This is a genomic window from Methylotenera versatilis 7 (genome assembly GCF_000799165.1).
GTDB classification, from domain to species: Bacteria; Pseudomonadota; Gammaproteobacteria; order Burkholderiales; family Methylophilaceae; genus Methylotenera_A; species Methylotenera_A versatilis_A.
In genome coordinates, this window is sequence record NZ_JUGF01000001.1 from 630,246 (window position 1) to 649,744 (window position 19,499).

The 19,499-nt window shown below is 42.0% G+C and carries 17 protein-coding genes; 10 read left to right on the forward strand and 7 right to left on the reverse strand.

All coding sequences use genetic code 11. The features are described 5' to 3' along the window. Positions 1 to 20: 20 nt before the first annotated feature. On the reverse strand, positions 21 to 869 hold the full coding sequence (locus K370_RS02800; protein WP_047537988.1) for a Crp/Fnr family transcriptional regulator: 849 nt from the start codon (positions 867 to 869) through the stop codon (positions 21 to 23). A 166-nt stretch (positions 870 to 1,035) separates the two neighbouring features. Between K370_RS02800 and K370_RS02805 the strand changes: the two genes are divergently transcribed. Together K370_RS02805 and clsB are read left to right on the forward strand one after the other, a co-directional pair. Then, positions 1,036 to 1,782: an endonuclease/exonuclease/phosphatase family protein gene (locus K370_RS02805; RefSeq protein WP_047537991.1), complete on the forward strand. Its 747-nt coding sequence runs from the start codon at positions 1,036 to 1,038 to the stop codon at positions 1,780 to 1,782. Positions 1,783 to 1,909: 127 nt separating this feature from the next. Continuing rightward, a complete protein-coding gene (clsB, locus tag K370_RS02810; RefSeq protein WP_047537994.1) occupies positions 1,910 to 3,115 on the forward strand; it encodes a cardiolipin synthase ClsB in 1,206 nt (401 codons plus the stop codon). Positions 3,116 to 3,177: 62 nt separating this feature from the next. Here the strand turns inward: clsB and K370_RS02815 are convergent, their stop codons facing one another. Beyond that, complete coding sequence (locus K370_RS02815) at positions 3,178 to 4,560, reverse strand: PQQ-dependent sugar dehydrogenase (RefSeq protein WP_047537996.1); 1,383 nt, start codon at positions 4,558 to 4,560, stop codon at positions 3,178 to 3,180. A 425-nt stretch (positions 4,561 to 4,985) separates the two neighbouring features. Between K370_RS02815 and K370_RS02820 the strand changes: the two genes are divergently transcribed. From K370_RS02820 to K370_RS02840, 5 genes are all read left to right on the forward strand, one after another. Beyond that, on the forward strand, positions 4,986 to 6,146 hold the full coding sequence (locus tag K370_RS02820; protein ID WP_047537998.1) for an AI-2E family transporter: 1,161 nt from the start codon (positions 4,986 to 4,988) through the stop codon (positions 6,144 to 6,146). A 233-nt stretch (positions 6,147 to 6,379) separates the two neighbouring features. Beyond that, positions 6,380 to 6,949, forward strand: a complete 570-nt coding sequence (locus K370_RS02825; protein ID WP_235272668.1) for an RNA polymerase sigma factor — start codon at positions 6,380 to 6,382, stop codon at positions 6,947 to 6,949. An 87-nt stretch (positions 6,950 to 7,036) separates the two neighbouring features. Next, positions 7,037 to 8,140, forward strand: a complete 1,104-nt coding sequence (locus K370_RS02830; RefSeq protein WP_047538003.1) for a FecR family protein — start codon at positions 7,037 to 7,039, stop codon at positions 8,138 to 8,140. A gap of 121 nt (positions 8,141 to 8,261) precedes the next feature. Further along, entirely contained in the window at positions 8,262 to 11,930 is a 3,669-nt protein-coding gene (locus K370_RS02835) for a TonB-dependent receptor domain-containing protein (protein ID WP_052185150.1), read from the forward strand. A gap of 75 nt (positions 11,931 to 12,005) precedes the next feature. Then, entirely contained in the window at positions 12,006 to 12,248 is a 243-nt protein-coding gene (locus tag K370_RS02840) for a hypothetical protein (protein WP_047538006.1), read from the forward strand. 98 nt (positions 12,249 to 12,346) lie between these two features. On the opposite strand, the gene K370_RS02845 is transcribed toward K370_RS02840, so the two are convergent. Next, entirely contained in the window at positions 12,347 to 12,616 is a 270-nt protein-coding gene (locus K370_RS02845) for a CsbD family protein (protein WP_047538899.1), read from the reverse strand. Between the two features lie 99 nt (positions 12,617 to 12,715). Next, complete coding sequence (locus K370_RS02850; protein WP_047538009.1) at positions 12,716 to 13,033, reverse strand: BON domain-containing protein; 318 nt, start codon at positions 13,031 to 13,033, stop codon at positions 12,716 to 12,718. A gap of 208 nt (positions 13,034 to 13,241) precedes the next feature. Between K370_RS02850 and K370_RS02855 the strand changes: the two genes are divergently transcribed. Further along, positions 13,242 to 14,750 (forward strand): phospholipase D-like domain-containing protein, encoded by a 1,509-nt coding sequence (locus tag K370_RS02855; protein WP_047538012.1) that lies wholly within the window; start codon positions 13,242 to 13,244, stop codon positions 14,748 to 14,750. A 196-nt stretch (positions 14,751 to 14,946) separates the two neighbouring features. Beyond that, entirely contained in the window at positions 14,947 to 15,708 is a 762-nt protein-coding gene (locus tag K370_RS02860) for a hypothetical protein (RefSeq protein WP_235272669.1), read from the forward strand. 95 nt (positions 15,709 to 15,803) lie between these two features. Here K370_RS02860 and K370_RS02865 read toward each other — a convergent pair whose 3' ends face one another. Further along, the gene (locus K370_RS02865; RefSeq protein ID WP_047538017.1) at positions 15,804 to 16,769 is read right to left on the reverse strand and encodes a beta-propeller fold lactonase family protein; all 966 of its coding nucleotides are present in this window, start codon (positions 16,767 to 16,769) and stop codon (positions 15,804 to 15,806) included. A 166-nt stretch (positions 16,770 to 16,935) separates the two neighbouring features. Beyond that, positions 16,936 to 17,901, reverse strand: a complete 966-nt coding sequence (locus K370_RS02870) for a YncE family protein (protein WP_047538019.1) — start codon at positions 17,899 to 17,901, stop codon at positions 16,936 to 16,938. Between the two features lie 265 nt (positions 17,902 to 18,166). Here K370_RS02870 and K370_RS02875 point away from each other — a divergent pair, with 265 nt between their 5' ends. Next, positions 18,167 to 19,111, forward strand: coding sequence for an ATP-binding protein (locus tag K370_RS02875; protein ID WP_047538902.1), 945 nt, complete (start codon positions 18,167 to 18,169; stop codon positions 19,109 to 19,111). Between the two features lie 143 nt (positions 19,112 to 19,254). Here K370_RS02875 and K370_RS02880 read toward each other — a convergent pair whose 3' ends face one another. After that, positions 19,255 to 19,491 carry a hypothetical protein gene (locus K370_RS02880; RefSeq protein WP_047538022.1) on the reverse strand — a complete coding sequence of 79 codons (237 nt, stop codon included), beginning with the start codon at positions 19,489 to 19,491 and terminating at the stop codon, positions 19,255 to 19,257. Positions 19,492 to 19,499: the final 8 nt, after the last annotated feature.

The following is a 19,499-nucleotide window of genomic DNA, read 5'->3' on the forward strand; positions in this document are numbered from 1 at the left end:
CTTTATTTAGTTCTGTTACTTTAGTGCGTTTCCACAATACTTAATCTGTTATACGGGTAGTTATTTGGTTTAGATTTAATCGGCATCAATCTATTTCGCTCACTTTTGACGATTGCGTAACACTCACAACAACGCTGCTCTAACAACTGGCGATTAAGCACAGTAATATGTCCTCTGGAATAACTAATCACACCAGCTTCTTGCAACTTGAGCGCGGCGGCAGTCACGCTTTCGCGGCGCACGCCAAGTAAGCTAGCCAATAATTCCTGCGTCATCATTAAGTCGTTATGTTGCAATAAATCCATACCAATTAATAAGCGTCTACACAATTGCTGATCAATAGAATGGTGCCGATTGCACACAGCGGTTTGCGCAATCTGCGTAATCATCATCTGGGTGTAATTCAGCAACATATGCAATAAAGGTCCATTTTTATTGGCTATATTTTTAGCCATCTTTGTACTTAATCGATATGCCTGTCCTGCACTTTGCACCATGGCTTGGTTAGGTGTTTCATTGCCGCCCATAAATACGGATATGCCGACTACGCCATCTTTACCGACGACAGAAACTTCTGACGAAGTGCCCTCTTGCGTGGTGTACAGCAAAGATACGATGGCAGTGGTGGGAAAAATAACATGCGTATGCTTAATGCCAGGTTCACACAATATTTGACCAAGCTTTAAGTCAACAAGCTCCAATTCATGCTCCCAAAGGCTAAGCTCAGAATACGGTAGAGAAGCGAGTAATAAATTTTGTTTAGGTCCATTAGATTCAGAAATGATTGACTCGGAAGCCAAGTTAGCCGAGTCCTTAGCTAAAGTCCGCTTGAGTGACTGATTAGATATTGTGTTCAATACTGTATTCATTCTGCTCTTCCCGTTCTTATTAATCGCTATTTTTGAGCCTCTATCATGAACAAATACAGATAACTAAAACATAGGACACGGCTGTATTTTTTGTCAGTGTTTTCCTACTTTAGATTCGTGTTTGTTATGGTATCTTAAACATCAAACATTAATATTTAGAGACAATATGCAGAAAGATTTCCGCATCGCTACATTTAATATCCATAAAGGCTCAACACATTTTGACGCCAGTTTTGCATTGCATCATCAAAAGGCTTTGTTGCAACAAATGCATGTAGATGTCGTTTTTTTGCAAGAAGTACAAGACGTAAATTCGCTTAAAAGTAAGCGCTTTTCGACATGGCCTATCGCGGGGCAGGCAGAGTTTTTAGCAGATTCGGTATGGTCAGATCACGCTTATGGAAAAAATTCCGTTTATCCGGCCGGTCATCATGGCAATGCACTGCTTTCAAAATTCCCTATCATTCACACGCATAATCAGGATATTTCGGCACATACTTCTGAGCAGCGCGGCATGTTACATTGTGAAATCAATGTACCGGATTGGAATACACCCTTGCATGCTGTTTGCCTGCATTTGGGCTTGTTCGCACATTGGCGGCAGCAGCAATTATTAGCAGTAGCGAATTATATTGAAACGCATATTCCAGCAGATGCGGCATTGATTATCGCGGGTGATTTTAATGATTGGAGCACGATCGGAGGCAAAAAATTTGCTAAACGTTTGCATTTGCATGAAGTGTTTGAACACCACACCGGTCAGCATGCACGCAGCTTTCCATCATGGTTGCCTATGCTAAGGCTGGATCGTATTTACGTGCGTGGATTTCGTATTAAACAGGTGGAAGTGCATTCTGGTCCGAGATTTATCAAACTATCGGATCATGCGATTTTATCGGCGACTAAGATATAACTGACTAAGATATAACTGACTAAGATATAACTGACTAAGATATAACTGACTAAGATATAACTGACTAAGATATAACTGACTAAAAATAACCGTCATAAAAATATAACAAATTAAGACTGGCAAAATCATGACTCCATTTATTAGCGGCAATCAAATACAGCTACTGCGCAATGGCATTGAATATTTCCCTGCGTTGGAAGCAGCGATTGAGCATGCCTCACATGAAATCTACCTGCAAACGTATATTTACGAACCCGACAACATTGGCTTACGTATAGGCGAGGCATTGAAACGCGCAGCGCAGCGTGGCGTAACCGTGAACGTATTATTGGACGGTTTTGGCTGTAAAAACTTACCGTCTGGTTTTGTGAATGATCTAGAAAAAGCCGGCGTAAAAATAATGTTTTATCGGCCGAAAATATCACCCTGGACGTTGAAGAAAAGCCGCTTACGCCGCATGCATCGTAAAGTAGCGATCATTGACGGGAAAGTTGGCTTTGTTGGCGGCATCAATATTATTGATGACTACAATGTGCCAGACAATACCCCACCGCGAATCGATTATGCGGTGCGTGTAGAAGGGAAATTGTTACCTGCAATATTAATCAGCGCGCATAAACTCTGGCGCCGCATCTCTTTTACACATTTACAAGCTAACAATCTACTACAGTCTTACCATTTAAAAACTGCTCAATCCGAACCATTAACACCAGTAAATTTGCAAGAAAAAGCAGTGCCACCGCATAAAAAACATAACGTCAATGCGGCATTTGTATTGCGCGATAATGTATTAAACAGACGCAGTATCGAAAACGCTTATTTAACAGCAATTGCCCAAGCACAAACGGAAATCATTATCGCCAATGCCTATTTTGTGCCCGGCAGGCGCTTTCGCAAGGCTTTGCTGGCCGCTGCTAAACGCGGTGTTAATGTCAAATTATTATTACAAGGGCGCCTGGAGTATTTTTTAATGCTTGCTACCCATGCTTTTTATGCAGATTTTTTGAAACACAGTATCGAAATCTACGAATACCGCAAAGGTTATATGCACAGCAAAGTCGCCGTGATTGATAGCCAATGGGCAACAGTAGGTTCTTCCAATATCGATCCGTTTAGCTTATTACTAGCGCGAGAGGCTAATGTTATCGTCAAAGACAAACACTTTGCGACAGAGTTGCGCACGGATATTATGCATTCTATTGAAGAAAGTGCTTACCACGTGCTGCCAGAAGAATGGTCTAGCCGCCATCTCTTCAAGCGTTTTCTGTCTTGGCTTGCTTATGGATTAGTCAGAGTATTTGTCGGGTTAATTGGTTATTCCAAAGAACAATAATATAAGCACAGTAATATTCAGCACAACAACCAATTAACCGATTTAAAAACGATAATACTTTTTTAGTTAGCAGCAGTTACACGCCAAACCTTATTACCCACATCATCTGCCACCAATAACGCGCCCTGCTTATCAATCGCAACGCCAACTGGCCGACCATAAGCATCACCATCTTGGCTTAAAAAACCAGTCAGCACATCAACGGGCATTCCTGCTGGCTTGCCGTTGGCAAATGGTACATAAATCACTTTATAACCACTGCGCGGTTTGCGATTCCAAGAGCCATGCTGACCGATAAACATACCATTCGCATAAGTTGCCGGTAACAATTTAGCATTGACGGATGACACTAAACCTAAAGATGCAGTATGCGCACCCAATGCGTAGTCTGGCACAATTGCTTTTGCCACCAACTCTGGCCTAGCTGGTTTTATGCGCTCATCTACATTTTGGCCATAATAACTATACGGCCAGCCATAAAAAGCACCCTTTTGTACCGATGTTAGATAATCCGGTACCAGATCATCGCCAATTTCATCACGCTCGTTCACTACTGTCCAAAGCGCGCCAGTTTCAGGCTCCCAAGCTAAACCATTCGGGTTGCGTAAACCTTCTGCAAACAGGCGCTGTTCAGCCGTTTTAATATCGATTTCCCAAATTGCCGCACGGCCAACTTCAATATCCATGCCGCCTTCACCTACATTGCTATTTGAACCCACCGTTACATATAACTTAGTACCTTCTTTGTTTGCGATGATATTTTTTGTCCAATGATGATTAAGCGGCCCGCCAGGCAAATCCACCACCTTGGTGCCGGGTGCTGATATTTTCAAATCGCCTGTCGTGTAAGGAAATTTAACCACCGCATCTGCATTGGCTACATACAATTCATCACCAACCAGCGCCATACCAAAAGGCGACATTAAGCCATCTAGCAATACCGTATTGATATCGGCGACGCCATCATGATCAGAATCGCGTAACAACATAATGCGATTAGCACTTGGTACGCCCGCGCCCGCTTTTGTCATCACCTTGCCCATCACCCAACCTCTTATGCTCTGCATGATGGTTTGATCGATTTTACCTTTGGGTGGCGCATTGGTTTCTGCCGCCAGCACATCACCGTTAGGCAGCACATATAACCAGCGCGGGTGATCCAAACCCTGTGCAAATGCCGCCACCGAAACGCCTGCCGCTGCAACGGGTTTTGCTTTATCTGACCAGCCAATTGCTGGCGCAATGTTCACGGTGGGCAGTAATTTTTTTTGTGGCGCATCTAATGCTGGATTTGGCCCGAATCCCACTGTATTGTCCGCTTTAATATCACTCACACTTGAACTACAAGCTGACAAGCTTATAAAAGCACTGGCAACCAGCACAACTAACAATTTTGGTTGAGCCAATTGCTGGGCGAGTTGCTTTAGAAAACGGTTATTTTGCATGATTGTTATTGATTACTTTCTCTGACAATTAATCTGTTTTTTTAATGGATGATGACGCTCAAGGTTTTAACTTAACCAATTATTTTGCTTAATTTATCCATGATTAATTTGCATGTTAATCCAACTTATTAAAGCTCATCTGTGTGATAACTAACATAAGTTAATGAATAAAATAAACGCATTAAAAACTGCTCAATTTTATTATCCAAAATTTCACCGGCAAATTTATTTGAGGTTCTGTGTTGGCTATCGCACATAGCAATTAAAACAACAAGATTAAACTAATAAATCAACAATGATAAAAGGTGTTACTTTAAATACTTAATAAATAAATTAACTACGGATTACCTTTTAATCCCAAAATATTTTTTATATATTGCCAATCAGTCTATTCATTCCAATCACTATCATTCATTAAGTTAACTATGAATCCAACACCAACAAATGAAAATGAAATCAAGCCGTCAGTAGAGAGTATCTTGCCGACAACTTCAGACAAAGTGCAAGTGACCAACGTTGCGCTCGTGGTCATTATGACCTTGGCTGTTATTTTTACACTGGATTGGGCGCAAGGATTCATCATCACCATGCTGCTCGGCATTTTGCTGTCATACACGCTCAATCCCTTAGTCATATGGCTGGAACAAATTAAGATTCCACGCGCAGTTGGATCAACGTTGGTTATTTTAGCGTTTATCGGCGCGGTTATTGGCTCTGGATATGGTCTGCGCGGCCAAGTACAGTCAATTATTACCCAATTGCCAGAAGCCGCTACAAAACTTACCTCTCATTTCGCCAGCAAGCGCGGCGCGCCACTTTCCAATATTCAGAAGGTACAAATTGCGGCTAATCAAGTTGAAAAAGCCGCCAGTTCTGTGGATAACATTTCCGAACAAAATAAAAAACAAATCATGCATGTTGTGATTGATGAACGAAAATTTAAAATCGGTGATTATCTGTGGCGAGGCTCACTAGGCTTTGCAGGGTTCCTTGGCGAAGCCACCATGATGATTTTTCTGGCTTATTTTCTATTGCTGTCTGGCGATGCATTTAAACGAAAACTGGTCAGGCTTGCCGGGCCTTCACTTTCACGCAAAAAAATTACCGTTAATATGCTTGATCAAATTAACTATTCCATTCAACGCTATATGTTTATGCTGGTGGTGACTAACGTCATGGTCGGCCTGATGATGTGGATTGCGTTACGCTTATTTGGCTTGGAAAATGCAGGCGCTTGGTCAGTTGCAGCAGGTTTTTTGCATATTATCCCCTACTTTGGTCCGGTGGCTATCGCCACGGCCACGGGAATGGCAGCCTATATGCAGTTTGATTCATTCATCATAGCGCTATTCATTTCAGGCACTTCACTATTAATCGCCACTTTTGTCGGTGTTTTTGTCACTACCTGGATGACAGGCCGTATCGCAAAAATGAACGCGGCCGCAGTATTTGTTTCATTATTGTTTTTTGCATGGTTATGGGGTATCTGGGGAATGTTGCTCGGCATTCCTATTATCGTCATCCTGAAAGTGATCTGCGAGCATGTTGAACATTTACGGCCGATTGCAGAAATTCTAGGCGATTAATCTTTTTAACATCAGCAATGTTGTTTGTAAATATGGCTGAAATCAACCGCCACATGGCTGTTTACAGCCAACCCATTTATTGAAGAAATATTTTCTTAATATAATCAATGTATTAATTAGTTTAATAGCTGGCATAAGTTTTGCCTATATAAACTCATCGCATGTTAAGCCATAAGCCACCTAATGATTAAAAACGGCTTGTCACTGGCACATTCGTATCGAGGATAAATCTAATGATGTCAGCCGCTTTACAGCAGGATTTAACACCGCCACACCCGCTTACCTGGCATGGTATTGATTTACGCTGGGCTTACGCAAACCTGCTACCGTCTATCAGCCAGCAAACACGTTGCCTGTATCGCGCGCAGGATGTGTTGCACGATGCACTCATTCGCTTTGCATTATCTAAAAATCCGCAAGTACATCAGCCGCATGCTTATTTAAGGTTAGTGGTTAAATCTGTTTTAGTGGACAGCTTTCGCGATACCTGTAAATTCGTGCCTTTGTTTAACGATACTTCAGAATTGGTTTCCAGCAATGCACAACAAGGCCATGTACTAGAGCAGACTTTAGTGCCCTCTGCCCAAGATATTGTGGAACTGAATCAACGCTTGAAAGCTTTGCAAATCATCGTTGATTCCCTACCTAAAAAGTGCCGCGTGGTTTTTTGGATGCACTGCGTAGAAGGTTATACGCACCCAGAAATTGCGCAAAAATTGGGTGTCAGTTTAAATATGGTAGAACGTCACATGATGCGCGCGTTGATCAGCTTGCGTGCAGAATGCGACGGAATGTTACGATAATATTTAATTAAATTAACCAGTTAAAATAAAAACTTAAACTATATTATTAATATTAAATGAATGTCTAAATAAGCATGACTACGAATCATGACCAGCACAAACAATAAAATCCGCAAAGAAGCCGCCATGTGGTTTACCCGCATGCAATCGGCGGATGCTGATCATGTGGATCGCAGCAAATTTGAGCAATGGCTGCTTTCTAGCGACGTGCACGCGCAGGAATATCAGGCTTTTGCAAATATGATGGATAGCTTTGCAGATAACGACAAACTGCAATCGCTGGCCGATACCATTCAGGCAAACAAACAGCAACGTGCCAGCCAAACCAAAGCACAACGCAGCAATATTATGCGCGGCGTGTTGAGTATTTTTGCAATTGCCATTACCGCGCTTATGGTCACGCAAGGGTGGTCGCAATGGCAGAAACAACCGGTTATGCAAATGGCTAGCACAACCTCAATTGGGCAAACAAAAGTGCAAAAGCTAGAGGATGGCAGCCAACTGACATTAAATGCAAATACCAATGTCAATATCACCTTCTATCGCAATAAACGCTCAGTCACCTTAATTAAAGGTGAAGTGGTTTTTGATGTAGCCAAAGATGCCAGCCGTCCTTTTGTGATTGATAGCGGCAATACACGCGTGACTGTTCTAGGTACGCGATTCGCCATTAACCGCCTGCAAAATCTAATGCGCATCAGTGTTGATCACGGCACCGTGAAAGTAGATAGCATTGATGTAAACGGACAAGTAATTGCGCCATCTACGCTTTTAAACAAAGGTGAAGTGGCAGAAACTTATACCGACAATGCCGCAAATCAACCGGCCAAAAAAGTGAACCGTAACGCAGAAGGCGCTTTTAGCTTTATTAATGGCTATGTATCGTTTGAACAAGCTGACTTGCCCGAAATAGCCGAAACCTTATCCAGATACAGTAAGCACCCGATTACCGTGCCTGACAGCGCATTTGAACAAGTAGATACACACAAAACTACCGTGCTTAACGCGCCAGAACTACAAACGGATGTACCGCAAACTCCAGCTTCCAAAATCACGGCGCCAAAAATCACAGCAATAGTCCAAATGAATAATATTGATGGCTTTTTAAATTTACTGCCAAGAATCGCATCGGTAGAAGTAAAAAATGCCGATAACAAAACCTTGTTAATCGTGAATAAAAATCATCAATAAAGCAGCATATAAAAACCGAATTTAAATTTAATTAAAAATATTTCATTAAAAACATCAGGTGTTTTGCATCCCCATACGTCAGTGCATTAACAACAGCACTTATGCGTAAAAAGGATTACTGATGTCAAAAGTATTAAAAATTAAATCCCATTCTAATCGCCCGCCCGCCAAGGCACATTCACAACGCTTGCTTTACCTTGGCATTATTGCCGCCCTAGCCTCGCCAAACCTTGTATTAGCCGCGCCGTTAGATGTGGATTTACCAGCACAATCGCTGGCTTTATCATTACAACAACTCGGAAAAGCCGCAGGTTTAACCATTGTGGTAGATAGCAAACTGGTTGAAGGCAAATCCTCGCCATCGGTTAAAGGAAAACTGGAATCCAGCGAAATTTTGCGCAGACTGCTGCTTAATAGCGAGTTGGGCCAAACAATTGAAGGCTCAAATGTCATTATTCAGCGCAAAACTGCCCTACCATCTGCTGAAAATCTGAAAAATAACCCTAACGATTTACCCTTAAATACAGAGTTAAAAACCGTAGAAGTACGTGCCAAACGTTTCTACGAGATAGGCCCTCTACCTGGGTTGGGGTTAACTAAAGAACAAATTCCTGGCAATGTGCAAAGTATCTCAGCAAAAGAGATTAAAGACTCTCACGCACTCAGCCTGACTGATTTAATGAACCGAAAACTACAATCAGTTAACGTGAATGATTATCAAGGCAATCCTTTTCAAATGGACGTCACCTACCGCGGTTTTACTGCAGGCCCACAAATTGGTACGCCACAAGGGTTAAGTGTGTTTCTTGATGGTATTCGTGTGAATGAACCGTTCGGTGACGTGGTGAACTGGGACATGATTCCAATGAATGCATTGGCGGGTGTGGATGTATTCCCAGGCTCCAACCCTATCTTTGGACTGAACACCCTGGGTGGTGCATTTTCCATGAAAACCAAAGATGGATTTAGTAATGAAGGAGTAGATGCCGATATTTTAACGGGCTCTTTTGGTCGCAAACAACTGCAGGCAGAAGCTGGCTGGAATAACGGCACAGTCGCTTTATTTGGTGCTGGCAACTTCTTTTTAGAGGATGGATGGCGGGAGAATTCACCCAGCAAAGTAAATCAGTTCTTTGGTAAGGCAAGTTACAGAGGAGATAAGCTGGACTTGAATCTGAGTACACTTATCGTCGGCACAGATCTTGTCGGCAATGGATTGTTACCCAGTGAAATGTATAAACAGAATAGAAATGGGTCTTTTACCGCCGAGGACACGACTAAAAACAGGTTACAACAATTTCAGCTATCAGGTGCTTTTCAAGCCACAGATACGTTTAGTATCACAGGACAAGTGTACCGTAGAAACAGCGACCGTAAACAGAGAGGTGCAGATGTTTACACTGAGTTCGGCGACAAAGCTAGAAACAGAAATTTAAGAGCTGGCGAAGAGTACACCTGTGTGTATAACAGTACGGGAAGAGCTGCAGAGTATGGTTTGCCCGATTATTATGTGCTAGATATACCCGATAATTTTGATACATTTGGATTTTCCAACGAATTTTTGTTTGATTATTTTATTCAAGACTACAACACAGCTACGCCTAATTATTCACTCTCAAACGGTGCGGCTGGGGCGCCGCCCGTCAGCGAATCATTTAACCGCGAGTTGCCGCGTGAGTTCGTCAGAATTGCTAACTTCAATTTCAATTTCCATAAAAATTTTCAGCAAACTAATTATGGAACAGGAACAACAGATTTAAGTGACGAATATGGAACAAGCCCTCTCGGAAATGGTGAGAATTTTTATAACTTCAATGGAGCAATATTTAACAACATATTTGCACAAGGTTCGGATGCTGCACAAGGTTTGCCACTCAATACTAATTCGAATATCAACCCATTTGGCAGTTTTGATTTTTACTATTACAGCGTAGATGACGATGGAAATGTAATGAAGCACATTGTGGCTTTTTTAAAACCAGACAATATGCAAAATTGTAATGACACACAAAACACGCACAGAGGCGGTATTCGAGAGTTTTTAACAGAGTTAGACCCCATCACAAATAATCATATACGTGTAGATGGCTTGTATCAGGATAATGGCACAGGTAAAGGTGTTGTAGAAGGAACGCCCACCGCTATTTTCAACAATGGTTTTATTAATCAAGTAACGGACGGGGCATCTATTCAGTTCAACTGGAATTTTCCCAAACATAAATTCATGGTGGGCGCGTCGATTGACAGTAATGAGGCGGAGTATGCCAATGAACAAATGTTGGGCTTGCTTGACCCTAGTAGAAAAGCCTATTTAGCACCCGATCAAATACGTTCTGAGTATGCAGCCGCCAGAATTGGTGTGAGTAATAACGATTTCGGTGGAAACTCCATCACCAAAAGTATCTATGCCAGTGAAACCTGGAGCCCCATCGAAACATTGCATATCTCAGGCGCTGTGCGTTATAACATGACCAAAACCAATATCGAGCTGGCGACTAGGAGGCTGCTGGATCAGTTTGACGATATTTCCAATTTTTACTCAACGCCCGATTATTATAATATTGCCGTCAATGGCGTTCGCCCGACTACTGGCTATAAGATCCCAGACCTGAGTATGGTGTTGGAAGCGCCACAGAAAGAGAAGCATAGTTACTATTCACTTAACCCATCTTTGGGTGCAAGCTGGCAGGCGCAAGAGAACCTAAACATATTTGGTAATGTCAGCCAAGGAACCCGTACGCCCAGTGTGATCGAGTTAGGTTGTGCATTTGACCATACGCTTGTGCCCGGTCCGAGAGGGCCGTTAGAAAAAAGTATTGCGGAAAATCGCTCATGTCATTTACCCAATACATTAGCTGGTGACCCACATCTACCACAAATTAAAGCGACCACTTTTGACCTTGGCGTACGCGGCGCGTATGCAAATTTATGGGGGTTTGATAATGTTGAATGGAATCTGGGGGTTTATCGCACCAATCTGAAAGATGATATTTACCTCATTACTTTTCCAGGCAATAAGAATTTTTTTGACACGATTGGTAAAACACGCAGACAAGGTTTAGAAGCGGGCATCAGCGCAGCTTTTGGCAAAGCGTCGTTTCGTTTGAACTATGCACTGACAGATGCGACTTTTCAAAGTAAATTTGAAATGGCGGCAGACGACAACAGCAGTGCAATACGCGCCGTGGATGGGGAATATTGCAATTACTTAGGCGTGTGTACTTATTCTGACCCTGAAGATGATGTTGGCCGTATTCGCGTAAAGCCGGGCAATCGCATGCCCGGTGTGCCGTTGCATAATCTGAATGCCAGCTTTAACTACGCACTGACATCAAATTGGCAGGTGGGTATTTCAGCCGTAGCGCATTCAAGCGCATTTTTGCGTGGCAATGAGAATAACGCGCACGAGCAAGGTAAAGGAATCACTGTCAGTCTTCCTACTTATGATGAGTTCGGTGCTCCCGATGGCGGTTTCCGACAAGTACAGCGCCGTCCTGCAAACAACCCGGGGAAAGTTGACGGTTATGCCACATTCAATTTCCAGACCAGCTATAAGTTCAATCAGGAATGGACAGGCACGATGATCATCAATAACTTGTTCGATAAAGAATATTTTAGTGCGGGTCGTTTAGGTCGCAATCCATTCTCCCCGTCAATCAATGGTGCAATTGGGCCTGATGGTTACAACCATAATTCGGGAGATTGGCTGAGTACCAATTTCTTGGCACCAGGAGCACCTAGAGGTGTTTGGTTTAGCTTAAATTGGCAGTTCGACCCCAATAAAAAATAACGATTAAAACTTGAGCAAAAAAGTGGTTAAGTACGGCCACTAAATAAGAAACTTAACCCTTAAAACAACAACAAAATGTTAATTAAACATGTAAAAACATCGAAAGACTTAAGTGATGCAACTTTTGTTGACATTCCCACTATCTTGCGTGAAGTAAAAGAGCATGGATTTTATTCAGCTTATTGCGTTAATTTAGTGCCGGATATTGTTGATCATCTTGCTTTGATCAGTGAAATCAACCATATGGCTAGACGTGCTAATTTGCGTGTAACTTTTAACTCGGAAGAAAGTATCTGTGTTTTTGAGAATAAAGATTAAGCTACATAAGAGTAAAGTTTTAAAATAGTAAAAAACAATACGGCGCTTTATAAAGCGCTGTATTGTTTTAATGTTAGATTGTTAACAAAAGATAAAAGCTACTCTTTATCATCCGGCAACGGTTTCGCACCACTCTCTTTGGTAACTCTGGCATCTGGCTTGGCAAGATTGATCAGCATCGTTTCCCAATCAGATATTTGGCTGTGAGCATCATTTTCCGTGAGTCCGTATGTCGCTTGAATTTTACCGGATAATGCTTCACGTTGACCATTGATCACATCCAGATCGTCATCGGTTAATTTTCCCCACTGCTCTTTCACATTGCCTTTCAGCTGCTTCCAGTTACCTTCAATTTGATCCCAAATCATATAGCCTCCTTTTTTACTCGTTAAAGCATTTAGCCTAATACTTAGAGCATCAAATTTAAACAAAATTGCAATTAAATGATATTAATTTAATTGCAGTTATTACTTTGCTTTAAGGTGGGTATCATTTTTAACGGATGTAACGCCTTTAACACCACGCGCCACTTCTGCTGCTTTTTCTATGTCAGCCTGCGAATTTACGAAACCACTTAATTGCACCACGCCTTTAAATGTTTCTACGTTGATTTCTGCGGATTTTAAACTTGGCTCATTTAAAACAGCGGTTTTCACTTTTGCGGTAATTAAGCTGTCGTCAATATATTCTCCTGTGCTTTCTTTTTTTGCTGTGCCTGCACAAGCCACTAATGTTGCCAAAGCAGCTATCGTTAAAATACTAGAAATCTTTTTAAGGCTTTTCATACGATTTACTCCATTTATTTGAATGAATATTGGTAGAGTCATTTTGGGCTGCATATAAAAAATGTTCTGTGCGATAACGCACTTAAATAAATGTTTGTTTCTGCTAAATTCCTGTTAACTTGCCAATATCAGGGCGAATTATCTCTAATTGACACAAGAAATATGACTGAACAGACCATTAAAATGAACTCGGGATTTACTAGAGCATATGCAAAAAATCAATCTAATTAATCTAACAATCGCCTTGTATACAACGTTAATTGTAGGCTGTTCATCTATCCCTTTAATGACACCAGACATGGCGTTACAATCGCCACACAAGGTGCAACTGGAAGGCGCAAATGGCAGTTTAAGCAATGCACAAAGCAAGCTCATACTGACCAAGCTTAAAAAAGACGGCGAAGATACCAGCATATTTGACAGGCATTTAGCGTTGGAATCGGAGATTGTCGGCAGCCCATTGATTATTGGCAACAAAGTCGATTTGCTGATTGATGGCCCTTCTACTTACCAAGCCATGATGTTGGCGATTGAAAACGCCAAAGACCATATCAATATGGAAACTTACATCATTGAAGACGATGAAATTGGTCAAAAATTTTCCGAAGCGTTTATCAAAAAACAACAAAGCGGCGTGCAAGTGAATTTGATTTATGACAGCGTTGGCAGTAGCAGTGCACCGAAAGAGTTTTTTAAAAAACTATCCGACGCTGGCGTTAACGTTCTGGAGTACAACCCGATTAACCCTTTAAATACACGAAAAGGTTGGGATGTGAATCAGCGCGACCATCGAAAGTTATTAATTGTAGATGGCGAAATTGCGTTTGTAGGCGGCATCAATATTAGCAGCGTCTATTCCAGCGGCTCTTTTGGCGGCTCTTCCAGCAAACCAAACAGAAAGTCTAAAAAACACCAAGAACAAAAACAGCCGGAAAACTCCATCCATTCAAATGTCGGCAATCCAAGTCTTGGTCCGGTATTAGTCAATAATCCACCACACCCCCCTGCAGCTTCAGAGATTGAAGGCACCCCTTGGCGCGATACACATATGCAAATGACAGGCCCAGTGGTGGCAGAGTTTCAAAAGCTATTTTTTGAGACTTGGGCAGCACAAAAAGGTCATGAGCTTGCACGAAGGAATTATTACCCTGCGTTAACGAACCAGGGCAACGAAATCGTACGTGCCATTGGCAGCACCCCTGATGAGCCTTATAGCCAAATTTACTCTACATTGATTTCTGCAATTAATAGCGCAGAAACGCAGATTTTCTTAACAAATGCTTATTTTGTGCCAGATGCGCAATTGTTGGCCGCGTTAAAAGAAGCTGTTGCACGCGGCGTGGATGTACGCTTATTACTGCCAGAAAAAACCGACTCAAATATGGTGTTTCATGCTTCACGCTCGTTTTACGATGAGTTGCTGAATGCAGGCGTAAAAATATACGAAAGACAAGGCGCGTTACTGCATGCCAAAACTGCGCTAATTGACGGTGTTTGGTCAACTATTGGTTCTACCAATTTGGATTGGCGCAGTTTTGTGCATAATCAAGAAATTAATGCTGTGATGCTGGGGCAAGATTTTGGCGGAAAAATGCAGCAAGTGTTTGAAAAAGATTTAGCCGAATCTAAACAAATCACATTAAAAGACTGGCGCTCCCGCTCTGTTACTACGCGGTTAAAAGAACAAGCCGCTCGTTTGTGGGCAAGGTTTTTATAGTCTGATCCTCTAGCTTAATATCAATCTTAAGGAAACTTAACCCAAAACAATGTTATTAAAAACACGTATATTTAGAGTAATTTTATGCATTTCTAGTGTTTTATTCAGTTGTACTCAAGCATTTTCCGCAGAATCTACAACCCTTAAATACAACGCTGAGACTTTAAGTGAAAAGCACACAGAATTAACTAAGCAATTGAATAGTAACCAATTTAATCGCCCGCTTTATCTTAACTCTGAGGAGTCATCCGATAATTTAAAAGGCGAGATTTACGCTGTTGTTAACCACCCTTTTGCAAAAGTGAATACTGCGCTCAATAACCCTGCGCATTGGTGCGATGTATTGATATTGCATATTAATATTAAATACTGCCAAGCAAGCAGCAATAAAAATGGTGCAGTGTTGAATGTTAACCTTGGTAAAAAGTACGATCAGTCGCTAGAAGACACTTCTCGCGTGGAGTTTAATTATCGCGAAATAGTCAGTTCTGCCGATTACTTTGCTATTCAACTGAATGCAGAAAAAGGGCCGTTAGGCACATCTAATTACCGCATTTGGATTGAATCGATTCCGCTTAAAAATGGACAAACCTTTTTGCATTTTACTTACACATATTCATTTGGTTTAACGGGCCGAGTTGCCATGAAAACCTATTTAGCGACCATCGGCAGGGATAAAGTTGGATTCACGCGCACCAACAAACAAGTAGATAGCAATCCGCCTGATTATATCCAAGGCGTACGGGGCGTGGTTGAGCGCAATACGATGCGCTATTATCTGGCAATTGATGCTTACCTTGCGACGCTAAATATAGCATCCGACAGCATGCCAGAAAAGCGCTTTCAGCTTTGGTATACCAGTAATGAAAATTATCCGCGCCAATTGCATGAGGTGGAACAAGCAGAATATATGGCAATGAAACGTAAGGAGTATAAACGCCAGCAAACAGCGCTTTAGTTTCTTAAATGTAGATTTAGAAGAAAAAGCGCAAGCCAGCATACGGCTTGCACTTCTTATAACGTTATTAATGTCTTATCTTAACTGTTTATACACTAATGAATCACCACGCCCCACGGAAATTGACCCACTGGGATTTCACTTAATACAGCATTCTTTTCCGTATCAATGACAGTTACGCTATTGCTGCGACCGTTCGCAACATAGAGCTTTTTGCCATCAGGCGTTAGCGCCATATTCCAAGGACGTTGACCAACAGGAATCGTCGTAATCACTTTATTATTAGCAGCGTCAATCACGCTAATATTGTGGTCACCGCCATTGCTCACATAAACACGGCTGCCGTCATGCGAGACTTTCACACCATTTGAACGCAATCCCACATTGATGCGATGCAGCACTTTCCAATCACCTACCGATACCACCTCAACCAGATTAGCCGCCTCATTGGCAATATATACCAGCTTGCCATCTGGTGAAAAGCCAATGCCACGCGGATGCTTAGTGGCTTTAATCAAATGCACCGATGTATGTGTCGTCACATCAATCACATCTACATCGCCACTTTCTTCGTTACTTGCCAACAGCCATTTTCCTTCTGGTGAATATACGCAATGCTCAGGATTGCGACCTTGTGTTTTTGCGGTGTGTATCAGCTTTTCCGTCGCTAAATCTACAAATGAAACCGCATTTTCTTCTTCTAAACAAGCTGCGAGTGTTTTGCCATCTGGTGCAATATCAATGCCTTCTGGCTCGTCCCCTACTTTCACCAAACCGATTTGCTTGCCTTCTTTTACATCCACAATGGCCACTGCATTTTTATCACGCACCACCACATACAGTTTTGTGCCTTCAGGGTTTAATGCCACCGCTTGTATTTGCTTGCCAAACTTACCTTTTTTAGGCAGCGTATCCACCACTTTATCTGTAGCCGTATCAATCACCGATACTTTGCCATCTTTTTCATTGGGCACATAGGCGAAAGGTTCTGCGAGTGCATAACCACTTAAAGACAGGGTAGTAAGTAAAGCTGAAAGTAAAACTGTGCGAGACACTTGCATGATGATAAAACTCCTAATAATACAATCGAGAAAACAATGTACACAGTAGCTTTGTTGCTAAGGATTGGGTACGCAATTAATCATGAATACAAACGGGATTTTTTCCTGCATCTATCGGGAATATATGAATCAAATGAATAGATTAAAGCAGTTAAGAAAACGCCGCCTACTGAATAGACGGTGATGCGATAAACTGTCCAAATGCACGGCTTTGCGCGCCAGTGGCAATACTCTGTATCACTTGATTGGTTTCGGCATCAATCACCGTCAGCGTATCGTCCATCCAACTAGCCACGTAAATACGGTTATGTTGCGAATCATAACTGATACCTTCCGGCGTACCCCCCACTTTAATAGTGGCAATCACTTTTTGCGTTTCGGTGTCGATAACCGATACGGTATCTGCTTGCGTATTGGTGACATAAATACGGCTGCCATCCGTGTTACTAGTCGCGCAGTAAGGGTGATTACCAACTGGAATGGTGGCAATCACCGCATCGCGATGCACATCGATTACCGACACCGTATTACTTTCAACATTCACCACATAAAGCAGCTTGCCATCGCCTGATAGCGCCATGCCAAACGGATGTTTACCAACCGCAATTTTATGAGTGATTTGCATGGTTTTGGTATCAATCACGCCCACATCATTACTATCGCGATTAGCCACATATAAACTAGTGCCTTCGCGGTTTAACACCATGCCAGCTGGCAATTTACCCATTGCGATTGCATGGGTCTGTAAATAGTTTTTAGCATCAATCACCAACACTTGGTCATTAAACCAATCGGCAACAAACAGTTGATCGCCACTTTTACTAACTGTCACACCAACAGGCGCAATGGTCAGCTTAATCTCATGTATGACTTGGTTGGTTAACATATCCAACACAGAAACCGAACGGCTTTCCACGTTGGTGATATACACGCGATTCTGCTTTGTATCTACCGCCACACCAACAGGTGCAATACCAACTTTAACGTTGCTTATCACTGTATTACTGGCCAGATTCACAACCGAAACAGTATTGTTACCCTGATTCGTCACATAAGCGAAAGGCGCGGCATTTGCCAGAAAACTCCAGCAAAGACATATGCCCACCAACACCACTGGTTTTATATTGAGCATACTAAATTTGTGCGAATGACGGCGATTGTGTTGCATCTATAGTTTTTCATCTTTTTAGAGCTTTTCTGCGGCAAAGGTCGATGCAGAGTTGAGTGTTAAGAATACTGCATGGATTATAGTAGCGAGATACCGATACAAATCGCACACAAACTATCATAGGATTTTTTCCCATAGTATATTGGGAATTTTACGATTGTTTGTAGCGACCTTATCAAGCATGTTGTACGTTTGCTTATTAAGCCAAATATTCAATGATAAATACGCTGTGAAAGTTACTCCGCATTTTGTCGATCACAAACGACATCGACAACTGATCTTGATTGAATTAATCAGCGTCCTACTCACCTTTGTAGTAGCCTACGCCCTATCAAGTATATTCAACGTATCTGACCGTTTTTACGAATGGGCGCAGCAGTATGAAAAAACCAGCGATATTGATGAACTCATATTCGCATTGCTCGCTTTTTTACTGGCTCTGATATGGTTCGCTAAACGGCGCATCAACGAATCTCGTCAATTGATTTTGCACAACCACACCTTGCTGCAACGATTACTGCAAGTGCAAGAGGAAGAGCGCAAAGCCATTGCGCAGCATTTGCATGATGATTTGGGGCAGCATTTAAACGCGATTAAAGCGCATGCCAACATACTGATAAATGATGTTAGCAACGACGCGGCGCTTTTCGCGGCAAAACGTATCAGCGATAGCGCAGATCATGCCTATGATATGACCAGACGCATGATGCACAGCCTGCGACCCGTGGCTTTAGATAAGTTGGGATTATCAGCAGCCATTGAGCACATGATAGACACTTGGAAAATAAGCGAAAGAAAGCCAAAAGCGATAGAGTATCAGCTGGAAATAGTTGGCGATATTGACTGTTTACCAGAGTGCACCAGCATTGCCATTTTTAGAATTGTGCAAGAAGCGCTCACCAATATTGCAAAACACGCCCAAGCTAGCCTGGTGCATGTTGTGATCAATAAGTCTGATACTTATTTGAATATCACGGTACAGGATAACGGCATTGGGTTTGATATTCATCAAAAAATCGCTGATAAACAATTACAAACATGCTACGGCTTATTGGGGATAGCTGAACGTGTTGAATCATTGACTGGGACGATGAACATACTCAGCATCCCGTCACAAGGCACAGCAATTACAGTGGAAATTAATATAAATAAGTCAATTAAATCATGTGATTAATAAAAATACTTAACCAAAAATATTAGATAATAAAACATCAAATTTTGATATTTAGTATACCGCTTAACATTGTGGCGTCCCCACGGGGATTCGAACCCCAGTCTAATATCTTTGCATTAAAAAATGACTGAGGCCTAAATTTCTTAGGCAGCAAGTGCCTCAAAAACACATAGCTTACGTGCCTCATTAAAACTCACCTGTAACCGAGCGTTGTTTGCCAGCACTTTAATCATCACTGCCTGTGCCGCGAAATCAAGCTCATCACCGACTATATCATGACAATATGCTGAGCAAAATCCATTGCGTTCCACCTCTTGCACGATATTGGCAAGTGGTAAGGATTGTGGAAAAGCATCATTTTTCTGTGTCATTTCAGGCATTAAGTTTT